General features: G+C 67.4%; 1 protein-coding gene (only partly in view). It reads left to right on the top strand.

All 13,325 nt of this window come from inside a single coding sequence — locus ACFWX1_RS13595, toxin glutamine deamidase domain-containing protein (protein WP_378387024.1), on the top strand. Of the gene's 73,641 coding nucleotides, 44,824 precede the window and 15,492 follow it; the stretch shown corresponds to coding positions 44,825–58,149 (codon 14,942, partial, through codon 19,383, complete); the first codon wholly inside the window starts at window position 3. Both the start codon and the stop codon lie outside the window.

Here is a 13,325-nt window from a genome sequence, read left to right as displayed (position 1 = left end):
TCGTCCGCGACGTGATCCTCCATCCCCTGGAACACGGCCCGGACTTCTTCGAGCAGATCGTCACGCTGATTTCCCAGGAGTTCGGCGGAAAGCTGGACAAGACGCTGGGGAGGCTGTCGCACGGCAGGCAGTTCCTCCGCCAGTTCCTCAGCCGGGACGACGTCCGCGCGCATTTCTCCGAGATGGCGGTGACGACCTCGGATCCTGCGCCGCAGCAGGGCGGCAGGCGCACTCCGGAGCTCTACCGGGGGACCAACCGCGGCGGGGTCGAGATCTTCACGCACGTGACCCAGCTGGAAATGCGTCTCGTGCCGGTGTACTACGTGGTCGCGCCCGAATCGTCGATGCAGGTCACCGAGGCGGCCAGGGCCCACGCCGAGACGGTCGACGAGTCGGGTGTCGAATACCGGAAGGGGCTCAAGATCGCCGCGGGCGCCGGTGGCGACGCCGGGGTGATCACGGTGGTCGGCGGAACCGTGGTCGGCCTGGAGCACGCGAGCCAGCACTCGGGCACGCTGTCCCGTTCGGTCGCGGTGAAGGACAAGCTGGAGGCCACCGGGCCTGCCCGCCCCTACTCGGTCGTCTACCAGCCGCAGGTGCGGCTGATGGGCCGGGGCTGGCGGACCCTGCGGGGCGCGGTCACCGGTCGCCTGCGGCAGCCGGCGCATCGGCGCGACGGCGCGGGCACCGAGCTCGCCCCACCGGTATTCGAGTTCAAGCGGGGAAACCAGCGGGAGTTCTTCGCGCACTCGGAGCGGTGGTCGGGTCCCGTCGCCGGCCGGGCGGATTACTTCCCCGAGGCGGGCGTCGGCGAATGGTTCTACGACACGGCGATGCCGTTGATGCGTCAGCTGCCGTTGCGGCGGCCGTGGTATCTGGGCCGGAAGCGATTCCTCCGCCCGTTCGACGATCCGTCGTTCAAGGGTGGTCTGTCCCCGCGCGCGAAGCTCCTGACCGGCAACAACGACGAGCTGGCGCAGCGGCTGGACCCGGACGAGCTGGTGCGTGAGCTCTTCACGTCCCGCGACGGCGAGTACCGGTTCCCGATGACGCACCGGGGCTTCCTGCACGTCTACCAGTACCAGGTGGTGGTCAACCGCGTATCCGGTGAAGTGCGCGACGGCCCGCTGGTCACCGCCGAGGAGCTCAACCGCGTGCTGCGGGTCAAGGACCGAGAAGGGTCGCTCCAGCGGAGAGGCACGGAGACCACCCTTTTGTTCGGTGTCCAGGCCAGGATCTATTCGAGCTGGGGAATCCCCGTGTACCTGCTCTTCGCTGCCACCCGGGAGAGCAAGATCGCCAGGGGGCTGGAGTTCTCCCGCGAGTCCGGCAGCCACGTCGATCGACGGCTGGCCGCGTTCCTGAAGAAGGACGGCAAGTTCGGCAAGCACGACATGCGCGTTTTCGAGCAGGACAACACCTTCTCGATCCGCGTGTACGCCTCGCGGAAGCAGAACGCCGGGCTCCGCAAGTTCGTCTTCGGCCTGCCGGGCCGGGGGCTGCCCGTGTGGCGGGAGATCACCGGGGACCTGGACCGGAGCCTGCTGACCAAGACGATCCCGGCGTGGTTCCTCGTGCCCGAGCACCTCACCGGCCGCGAGCGGCCGGAGCGCGAAGAACCCGTTGTGACAGGGCACGAGATACTCGACGTCGTCCCGGCCGCGCTGAAGCCGGGCGCCGGGCACGATCTCGACCAGGTGCGGATCACCGAGTTCCTCGGCGACGAGCAACTGCGGGACATGGTGCTGGACCTGTTCGAGCGGTTGAGCGAGAACGATCCGATCGTGCGTTTCCAGCTGGGACGGATCCGGCAGATCGTGACCGACCAGCTTTCCCTGAGCGGGCTGAAGAACGATCCGCACCTGTTCCCCAAGGTCAGGACGATCACCGGCGCGGCGCACAAGCGCCGTCAGGGCATCCAGGAGTTCTCGGCCGACCTGTCGTTCAAGCCGGCGAAGGTGCTGAGCTGGAGCGCCCTGCCGACGGAGGCGCAGCAGCTCACCGTGGAGCGGGAGCACGGCAGGGGCGTCAAGACGGAACGGAAGTGGGGCAACGTCTACCGTCCGCTGCAGACCGCGGTCGTGTTCGCACCGAGCGGGAAGGGCGCTTCCCTGCTCGGTGGCGCCGAGGGGGAGCCGGCGGGCACGCGGGCGGGGTTCTTCGGCTCGGTGGTAGCCACGATCTCCCCGTTCACGTTCGGCAGCGGCAGGTCGGTGGCCCACGGTTCGCGGGCCGGCGAGCTGGTGTCGGTCGCGCAGCAGTCCGAGCCGGTGTTCACCGCCCGCGTCGAGGTCGAGGTGCTCGGTACGGCGCAGCGTGAGCACACCAGGCCCTGGACCTTCGGCTTCACCCGGCCCAAGCTGACCAGGGCCGGGGGCCGCCTCGTCACCCAGGCGGAGGTGCAGCTGACCCGGCGGCAGCTGTACGCCTTGCTGACCGAGGAGCAGCGGGAAGGCTTCCGGGCGGGGCAGCGGAGGTGGAGCCTGGCCTTCGGTCCCGACTTCGAGGAACTGCTCGGAGCGGCCGGGCACCGGAAAGCCACGCCACCGCGGCTGATCCTGCCGCCGCCCGCTTCACTGGCGGACGGCGGCGCGACCCGGAAGTCGCTCGGGTACGGCTGGATCGCCGACCGCATCGACGCGAACGTCGTCACCCTGCTGCGCAGGCAGCTGGAGGCCACGCTCGGCAAGGAAAAGGCACACCGGCTGCTCCCGCCGCACTCCGTGGTGAAGGGCAACCAGAACCAGCGGAAGATCACCCGCCTGCTGTCCACCCTGAACCAGTCGAGCGCGAACATCCTCAACGGCGGTGACCACGAGCCGATCCGGCTCACGGACTGGTTGAGCGGGGAGACCTACGACGTCGTCGTGACCGGTGATCTGTCCGGGGTCGCCTTCGAGCGTATCGAGCACCACGGGCCAACCAAGATCGAGCGGCAGGCGCCGCTGGAACGCAAGGCCGCGCGGGTGGTGCACCGGACGTTGCTGAACCTGTTCCTGGCCACGCGGTGGGGTTCGCGGTTCAACCAGCAGGAGACACACGAACCGGGCCGGCCGCTGCCTACGACCGGCCAGGGCCCCGGTATCGGGGCGTTCGGTTTCGGGGGTGCCTGGTTGGCGCAGCTGGGCAACCGGGCCCGCAAGAAGGCCTATCCCCAGGCCGAGGAACACATCGAGACCGCGAAGGCGGCCGGCGCGATGGCGTCCTACACCGGGAAGTTCGACCAGCGGATCCGGATTCTCCGGCACGGCAAGGAATACGCCTCGGTCCGGGACGTGCGCCGGGTTTCGGTCAAGCAACATCCCGCGGAGTCCGACCCGGCGCCAAGACAGCACCGTCTCGGACAGGTCGACAAGCGTGGCAAGACCGTCGTGCATCGCGGCTGGAGCCGCGAGCAGCTGGACGAATGGCGCCGGGCGAGCGAGGACGGTGACCCGGTGCTGTCCCTGCCGGACAACGGCAGTTCGTGGACCGAGCGCCTGTTCGCCGACGTGAACGAGCTGAAGCGGTCGGCGATCGAGATGCTGACGTCCCTCTGGGGCGAGGCGGCGATCACCCCGGACGTGCGGCGGGCGATCGACTGGGGCTTCAGCCCGCTGCGGCTCGCGCCGTTGCTGAAGGCGAGTTCGGACGCCGGGATCCCGATCGAGATCCCCGGGATGCACCTTGAACTGCACGCGCGGGCGCTGCGCAGCAGGTTCGCGAACCTGGCGCAGATCGATGTCACCAGGACCACGAAGATCAAGGACAAGGCCGAATCCGAGGTAACGACCGGGAACAGCCATGAGCTGAACCGGCCCGGGATGAACGTCTACGGCGGTTCGCTGCACCCGGAGGGCGCCGACAGCCGCGCCGAAGGCCGGAACTACTTCGGCAGCAATATCGGCAACACCGTCAACGACAACAAGGCGATCCGCGCGCCGGAGGCGTCGACGCTGACCCAGTCCGGCGTGCGGCGGGACGACCGGTCGAAGGCGCCGATGTCGAAGGAAACGGTGGGCAAGAAGGACAAGCTTTCCCAGGGCAGGCTGGTGGACATCGGCTGGGCGCTGGCCGCGGCGAAAACGGACGGCGGCAGGAAGCCCCGGCCGGACAAGGTCGACGTGTGGCGGCTGCCGGCCGTCACGGACGCCGCGCGCGTCCGGATCCGCAACGACGTCGCCGAGGAGCTGACCGGGCAGAAACTGCCGGATTCCCTCAAAGACGCCGCGAAGGATCTGCACGAGAAGAACGAGAAGTGGGCCGACGCGATCGAAGCGCGCAACGGCGCCGAAGAGGCGCTTCGCGACGCGGGACGGGCGATGGACACCGCGCAGGAAACAGTGCGCGAGGCCAACGCGAAGGTGCTGGCGACGCGGAAATCCGGGCTGAACGCCGGCATGGCGCGAAAGGCGAAGGTCACCGGGACCCGGGAGGCCAAGTCGGCGGCGGCGAGGCGGGAGCGCGAGGCCAAGGTGCGGGCTCGCCGGGCCCGGAACGTCCGGGCGGAGGCCGAGGCGGACCACCAGCGCAAGGTCGAGGCCTTCGAGGAGGCGCTCGAAACCTGGTCGACGGCCCAGCGGACGGAAAACGAGGCGATCCAGGCCTACCACGATTCGCTGCGGAAGCACGCTTTGGAGACCGTCAAGCAGTACGAGCGGGACCGCGAAGACGGCGTCTACGCCGCGATTGATCGGACGACCGCCGAGATCGGGAAGCTGAACGAGGAAGCCGGACGGATCGAGCGGCGGATGGAGGCCGCTGGGCGTGCGGCGGAGCGGCTGTTCGAGCGTGGTGGCGTGACCAGGGTCGAAGCGCTCGAGCAGGTCGGCGAACCGCGGCTGCGCGCCGAGCGTCGCGCCGTCACCGCCCGGCTCCGTCGGGCCCAGCGGCAGCTGACCAAGCTCGGGGCCGAGCGGGATCTCGTCGAGCAGACGCCGCTGGAGGGACATGCTCCGGCGCGTCGTGCGCAACTGGACGAAGTGCGGCGGCTGCGTACCCAGTTCGACGTGAGCTCGCGACGGCTCGCGGCCAGGGAACGTGCCGAGTCCGAGGCGAGGAAGCGCCTGCTCGACGTCGTCTCCCGGCGGGTGCGGTCGGGCACGACCACCGAGGCACGCGAAGTCGAATGGCGCCGCGCCGAAGAACTCGCGAACGGCTATCGCGCCGAGCACGATCGCCTCCACACGCGACTCGCCGAGGCCGAGCGCCGGGTGGACGAGCTTCGCGGTCGGATGGCCGCCGAGCCGTCCCTCTCGGCGGAGGCCATCACGAGTGTCCGGGAGCGCGTGGGTACCGAGCGCTGGGACCGCGCTGTCCGTGCCGCCGAGGCGAAGGCCACCGACCCCGATCAATGGCGGGACCGGGCGCGGCAGTTGCTGAACCTGGCCGTCCTGCGCCCACGCGATGGGGTCCGGCCGGTTACCGGCAGGTCGGCCGTGCAGCGGGCCCGGCTGCTGACCGAAACGATGATCGACGTGCTCGCCCACCAGCTGGCGCGGGATGCGATGGCCGCGAAGTACACCGAGAACGAGAGTCCGGCCGCCCAGCTCGCGGCGATTCTGCGCGAGCGGTACCAGGATCGGCTCGACACCGGGGCTTTCCACGATGCCTGGTCGATGAAGATGTTCTACGAGCGTCACGACGGCCGCGATCACCTGTTCACCGAGGCACGGCCGCGGCTGGAACGACTGGGCGCGGACAGCTGGCACGAGTTCCGGAAAGCACGGACGGCGGCGCGGGGACTGCTCGGTGAGGAGTTCCTCGGCCAGGCACGTGGCGAGGCCGAAGAGCGCTTGCTGCAGGACATGGTGAACGTCGTGGCGCACCAGAACGCGGACGAGGCCGGTGACCTCGCCCGCCGGCTGAAGGAGGAGTTCGACCGGCTGCGCGGCGAGGCCGCTGCGGCGGTCGAAAGCCGCCGTGCTGCGCAGAACGACGAGTTGTCGGAGGCGATCAAGCACCAGGCGGAGCAGCGTCGGCGGGTCGAGCTGCGGCAGCCGAACCTGTTGCGTGCGGAGAAACGGGAAGCCGACGCGCGGGAGGCTGTTCTCGCCGGGGTGCGTGACGGTTCGCTCGTACCGGGTGTCGAGCTGCCCGGTGAGCTGCGCTGGATTCTTGCCGAGACCGGGCTGGCCGAGTTCCGCGCGCGGCACGAAGCGACCTACGGCGAACTGATTGCCGCCCAAGCGAAACTGCGCGGTCCGCCCGAGACGATCACGGAGGACGACGAAGGCCGGGGCGAGGAGCGGCCGTCGTCCCGTCGGGTGCGGATCGCGGACGAGGTCCAGCCCGGCATGAAGCTGCGCGGCAACTACGCCTCGCTGAGCGGGGTCAACCCGACCTACGCCGCGCGCGCCGCCAAGGGGGAAACCCCGCGAGGATTCCGGAAGCTGGTCGCGAAGCTGACCCGGTTCGGTCGGCGGATCTTCCCGCGCGCGGCTACAGCCGGGCGGCCGATGGACAACTGCGTGGCGGCGGTGATCTCGACGTACCGCAGTTTTGTGGATGGTGTGACCCGTCTCGCCGAGGTGAGTGGTGTTCAGGACGCGACGGTGCTGGAACGGTGGTTCGGGTCGCGGTTCGAGTCCGTGGAGGGCTACGAGCCGATTCGTACGGCGATGGAGGAGTCGGGCCCGAACGCGCATGGTGTGGTTCTTGTTCGAGAGGGTGACGGGGTCGCGCACGCGTTCAACGTGCATGTGGATCCGGAGAACGGTCGCGCGTACTTCATCGACGGCCAGGCCGGTCGGTACGCGGACTTGCCCACCGGCGAGGACGTGCGCGTCTGGTTCATGCGAACGGCCGACGCGGTCGTGGATGGCGGACTTCCCGAACGCGCTGAGGATGGACCTTCGCTGGTCGCGGGAATCGACGTGGGGACCGGGCGCGGTGCGGGGCAGCGCAAGCGGCGGGCTTCGTCCGGTGATACGGGTGGTGACGTGGCTCGGCGCACGCGGCCGACGACGGCCGACGGTTCGCGTGCGCCCCGGAGCCGCACCAGTGCAGCTGGTCCGGCCCCGGCCGAGACCGAGCAGGCCCAGCACCGCGTGGTTCATCCTCTTCCTGCGATCGACGTGGCGGTTGATGGGCCGATGATGCCGAAGTCGGCCAAGACTCCGGTTTCGGTGGCGGATGAGTGGTCGGCCGAGGTTTCGGTTTCGGGTGGCCGGGTGGTGTGGTCGGATGCGGACGAGGAGAAGCTGACCAAATTCGTGGCCGATGCGGTGGATGAGATCGAACCGTTGGTGAACGCTGGTCATGCGGCGAAGGACGATAACCCTCGCCTGCCGGAATTCCGGATCCATTCCCATGTGAGGAAGGGATTGGCCAAGTATCGGAGTGAGGCCGGCGGGCTTCTTGCCCAGAGGTTGTTGTCAGCTCTCGCGGTTCGCGTAGGTGCGGTGGAAAAGCTGGTCGACAACGGTTCCGAGCAGGTGTGGGGTGTCGGGGCGGGGAAGCTGAAGTTGTGGATCGACGCCACCGAAGGAGCGGACAAGAAGAGTGGCGGGAGCACTTTTGCCTTCTACCGCTATGATTCTCCGTATTCGTCGAATAAGGATGTGGCCAGGGTTCTCACTGGTACGGGTGTGTATCTGGGTTACCGTGACCGGGGTGGGCCGCTGCCGGCGGCGAAGAGGCGCGTGCGGGAAGCGGTTGATCTGCTGCTCGAGTTGCGGTCGGATGGCGCGGTCGAGGGTGGTCGGAAGCCTGTCCTCCGGCTTGAAGCCCATGTTGCGAGGACGTCGTACGCGCAGGTCGACGAGGTGACCAAGCTGGTCAACGACGTAGTTGCCGAGGCGTTGCCCGCGGACTCCGGTTTGACCGTGGAGCGGGTGATCCAGCAGCATGTCAAATTCGGGACAAAAATACAAAGGATGCACGGTAGGTTCCTTTGCCTCAAAATTGTCTCCACTGGCGTGGTGAGGCAAACTCGCGTTTCGCGCGGGATGCGGAGTACTTCCGCTTACCACGCGCTTCCGGAAATCGACCCTGCGGTTGATGGGCGATTGCTGTCAAGGTTGGCCGAGAAACCGGTTTCGGTGGCGGACGGGTGGCAGGCGAAGGTTTCGTTTTCGGGTGACAAGTTGGTGTGGTCGGATGTGCACGAGAACAAGTTGAAAAAATTTGTGGACGACGCGGTTGGTAAGATCGAATCATTGGTGAACGCCGGCGCGGAGGCGGATGCCGATGATCCTTATCTGCCTGAGTTCCGGATTCATTCTCATCTGAGAGATGGAATGGTCAGGTATCGAGGTGAAGCGACGGATCGTCTCCTGCGGGGGTTGTTGTCGGCTCTTGAGGGCCGGGTGGGAGCAGTGGAGGTCCTGGTTCGCGACGGTCTCAAGCAGGTGTGGAGCGTCGGCGCGGACAGGCTCAAATTGTGGATCGACCTCACCGAATCAAGGGAATCAAGGGATGCGCAGCGTGGTGAGGCCTATCTTGGTTTCTATCGTTATGATTCACCGTATTTGTCGGGTAAGGATGTAGCCAGGGTTCTTACTGGTGAGGGTGTGTACCTGGGTCTCTATCGTAGTCAGGATGGGCCCCTGCCTGCGGCGTGGAGGCGCGTGCGGGAAGCGGTCGATCTGCTTCTCGGGCTGCGGGCGGATGGCGTTGTCGAAGATGGGGCGAAGCCCGTTATCCGGCTTGAATTCCATGCTGCGTCGAAGTCGGCGGTGATTATCGATAAAGTGACGGAGTTGGTCAATGAGGTAGTCGCCGAGGCGCTGCCTGCGGACTCCGGTTTGACTGTGGAGCAGGCGATCCGGCAGCATGTCAAATTCGGAATCAGGAAACAATCGAAGCAGTCCAGGTTTCTTCACCTGAAGGTTGTTGTTCCTGGTATTGAGGAATCGGGTCGAGGATGGAACGAAATTATTCCTCAGGTTGCGGGTGGTGATTTCAGGCTTTTTGATGGTGATGTGACACAGTGGCACAACGGAGCTGATGAATCGGTAAGGAGTTTCGGTAAGGCGTTGGCGGTCGGGATTGCCGGTGCGGGTGTCGCTGTGGGTGGGCGTACGGGTGTGGAGTACCCGGACGTCGTGGTGCGGGTGGGGTTCGAGGAGGCGAGTTATTTCAAGGACAGGCAACTGCGGAAGCGGGTGCGTGCGTCGTTGACTGATCTCGTGTTCGAGTGGCTTCGGCAGCCGGCGATGGTGCTTGAAGCGGTGGCGGCGAGGTTCAGGGAGGAGAACAGGCCTGAGGAGGCGGCCGAGTTCGAGGATGCGGCGCGGAAGTTGAGGGAGGCGGAGAGGAGTTGGCGGGAGGCGGATCGACTTGAGGGTGAACGGAGGATCCGGGAGGCGGTGACACGTGCGCGGCAGGCACAGCAGCTCCAGCGGGAGGCGGAGAATCTCCAGGCGGTGCAAAATATCAAGCAGGCGGCGGATGATCTCAGGCTGACGTGGCTGTTCTCTCATGTCAAGAAGTGTGATTCGGACGGCAAGTTCTCGATAGAGATGCTCGCCTCGCCGAGGCGAGCCCCCGAGTATTACCGAAATTCTCGCGAGCCTTTGAACGGCGCTTTCCTTGCCGAATCAGATGTGCTTTCGGTGGCGCAGTGGAATCGTGCGGTCCTGAGGGCGGAGGGGGCCATCGGGCGGTGGCGTGCGGGCGAAAACGCGCGCCTGGTCATCTCCGTCCCGGGGCGTGGTGCTCGTGCCGAGGCGCGGGGGGAACGATTGAGGGACGTGACGCGGGAGGGCGCGAAGCGGGTGCTTGGTGCTGAGGGGCAGCACCTTTTGTCGGTGGAGTCGGAGGCGATCATCGGTCGCGTCATGGATGAGGTCGTCCATGTCGTCGAGGGCCCTCGACTGCTGAGGTCGGGTTTCGTCATGAAGGACCAAGGCCCCGATGCGCGTGCGTTGGCTGGTGTCGAGCACCCCGCCGACGAGCCCGGGGTGAGGTCGGTGGATGCCGGCACGCCGGTCGGCAGTGTGGCGGATCCACTGGATGTGTTCGACGACTGGGGCGATGAGACGAGCTTCGGCCCGGGGCAGGACTGGCGCGTACCGGAGCCCGCTGAACCCGCGGTGGCGCCGGGGGTCTCCGAGGTGCAGGGCACTGAGCAGGCTGATCCTGCTGTCGCGATGGACGATTTCCTGGCTCTCCCGCACGACGATGGGCACGGTGATGCCGGGGAGCTGTCGGCGCAGTTCGTCAGCTGGGATGAAGGTCTGTGGCCGGTCGAGGTGGACTTCGACGACTACCAGTTCCAGTCCTGGCAGTTCGGCGCCGGCGAGACTGCCACGTCGGCCGAGATGAACGTGGACGCGTCGGAGAGTGACCCGGCGCATCTCGGCGAGTTCGGCACCGAACCGGCCGATCCGCTGGGATTCGACGCGGCGCTTCTGGATTCCGCGTTGTCGCCTTTCGATCTGGGCGAAGTGATGGAGGACGGCGGTGTGCCGGACACCAGCTGGGAATCCCATTCCGCCGGGGTGTCGGAGATGGACGGAATGGAGGCCGGTTTGCCGCCGCGGGCGCTGAGGTCGGGGCGGCCGTTGGACGGAATTTACGCACCACTCGGCGGAGTCAACCGGGACAATTACGAGCGGAGCCGCGATGACGGGTTCCGGACGAACTGTCTTCCGGCCGCGGTGGCGACGTTCCTTACGCTGGCGAGTGGGCTGCTTCACCGGGCGGGGCCGAGCGCGCCCCGGAACGTGACCGAGCTGGAGACGGTCTTCGGGGCCCGGTTCAGGAAGTCTTCCGGTTTCGACGCGATCCGGGCACAGCTGGAGGCGGAGGGGACGCACGCGCACGGTTTCGTCCTCGTCCAGGAGGGCGGCGAGATCGCGGACGTCTTCGACGCCCACGTCAATCCGATCGACGGCCGGGCCCGTTTCCTCAGCGGCCAGCTCGGCCGCTACATCGATCCACCCGCCGGGCACGGGTTGCGTATCTGGTTCATGCCCACCGCCAAGGCGCTTCCCGGCAACATCTCACTGCGTAACCGCACGCCTGATGTGCCCTCGGAAGTCACCGGTATCAAGGCCGGTCAGCCCGGCTCCGGCACCGCCTCGTCCGAGCGTCGCTTGCCAGGAGCCCCCGCTCAGCTCCGGGTGCGGCCGTTGGGGTCGCGCCCCGACTGGGCGGACCAGGTGGTGGACAAGTTCTCGGCGAAGGTCAGCGCGGCAGGCCCGCCCGGGCTGGTGCGCCCGGATCAGGAGCAAGAGCGCAAGACCGTGCTGGGTATTGTTCGTGATGTCGAGCGCCGGGTGAGGCTTGGGCAGGAACTGCCGGATGTGCGGCTGCAGGTCATGGACATGGCGGAGCGACTGCCGAGTCGTGGCCCCGCGGTCATCGCCATCCTGGAGAAGGCTGTGCGTGACGGGCTCCGGGCCGGGGGAACGGACCCCGGCGCACTGGAACTGAATTTCGACCGCACCATGCATCCGATCAGTAGCGGGGCGGGATCTGCTGAGATCGTCGTGCATCGGACGCCGCCGCATTCGCGGCAGGCCTATGAGGCGATGACGTCACTCGATCTGACCTTTATGGACAACCTTGGCCGGCTGCCCGCGGCGGGGCGTCGTCGGCTGAAATGGATGATCGGCGGTTTCGTCCAGAGCTTGATCCCCGGTTTCGACCCGGAGAAACGGCCGCGGCTGCTTCTTGACATACGGATGCGGACAGGGCTGGTACGAGATGGCGAGCGCGAGGTCACGGCGTTGGTCGATGCCGCGGTGCGGGCCGCGTTGCCGCCGGGGGCCGCGCTGACACCGGAGCAGGTGATCAGTGAACATGTCGTGCTGCGGGAGGAACCGCGCATGGGCGACGCGGATGTGCTGTTCGTCGACGTCATCGGCCGTGAGGTCAAGGCCAGCCCGCTGGCGGCGGCGGATGCGGCACGGGTCGCCGCACGGAATGACGATGAGGTCGCGCACTGGACGGCCGAGATCGACCTGACGCGGCTGGAGGCGCTAGCGGAGGAGCTGCGGCGCGAGGCAGTGGAAATCGCGAAGAATGTGCACGACCGCGTGCGGCGTGGCGAGCAATTACCGGACATCCGGCTGCACGATTTCAACCACCGCGCGCCGACACACGGCATACGCACCGCTCTGCACGGGTGGATGGAAGATGCGATTCGGCGGGAGATCGCGGCGCGTGGCGCGCTAGCGGCCGGGGCACTGGACGAGCTGAGCTTCACCTATCTCACGCACCAGGTAGCTTCCGGTAAGCCGCTCAGTGTCCGGATCGGCAGGCATGCGACGCCGAATCGAACGCCGGACAGTTTCCGTGATGCCGACGACCTCACCGAGTGGTTCGTGCCACCGGAACCCGGTCTTGCCGTGCCGCTGAAGCCCGTGTTGTCCGAGGCGGCTCGGCAGCGGGTGATCTGGCTGGCGGAGGGATTCACCCACAGGGTACTGGCGAATCCGCACAGCGGCGAAGTCCTGGCGGCCGCCGTAGTGATCCCGCGCAGTAGCGACGGTCGCAAGTGGACCGAACGCTGGACGCAGGAGGTGCACACCCTGGTGCGTGACGGCGTCGCCCGGGCGTTCGCCGGCTCACCGAACCCGGCAGGGATCACGATCGAGAGTGTGCTGAACAATTCCGTCAAGGTCGGCAAACGTACAACGCGGTCTAAAGCGCCAGCCGCCGTGCTACTCGATGTGCAGGGGCGAACCAGGCCATCCGCGTCCGGCACGGATAGCGGCGTGAGTGAGCAGGCCCGGTCCCGGCGATCGGAGGCACCCGAGCCCGGGAACCCGTCCGGGCCATCGCGGCAGCCCTCACCTGTTGTCCCCGCGCCCGTGGCGGATTCCGGTTCGGCGATGGTTCCCGCGCCCGCAGCGGGGCCCTGGGCGCGAGTCGCGGGAAGTGAGCCGGTGGCTTGGGGTGAGTTCACTCCCCAGGGAGGGCCGGAGCTTTCGCCGGCTGAATTGGAGATGATGGGCTGGGCCGCCGTGCGGGTGGTCGATCAGGTTCGGCAGGGGCACACCGAGTTCGATTCCCTGGTGCGGTTGCATGGCCCGGCGAGCCGGATGGCCCATGCGCACGAGGAGATGTCCAGGACCATCGGCCGCCATTTGGGTGCCGCCGTGGATGCCCTGTTGCGCGGGGGTGGTTTCCCGGTGCGGTCCACCGCGGAACTGACGCTGCACGTTCTCGAGCCCGACGTGCGGCCTGATGCGCCGGAGAGTGACTACGGCAAGTGGGAGTTGCGGCTGCAGCCGACGATGTCACGGGTTGACACGCCGCGGCAGGCCGCCGATCTGGGCGATCTGTACGACGTCACACCGGAACCGGAGCTTCGGCCTGCGGCTGACGTGGAGCCGGATCTCACCGGCGCGCCTGTTGCGCGGCCCGAAGAGGGGCTTGAGCGATTCCCCGGG

Origin of the sequence: Amycolatopsis sp. NPDC059021, from assembly GCF_042739895.1 — a bacterium.
Lineage (GTDB): Bacteria > Actinomycetota > Actinomycetes > Mycobacteriales > Pseudonocardiaceae > Amycolatopsis.
The sequence above is the reverse complement of the archived record's forward strand: the minus strand, read 5'-3'. Positions and strand labels throughout refer to the sequence as shown.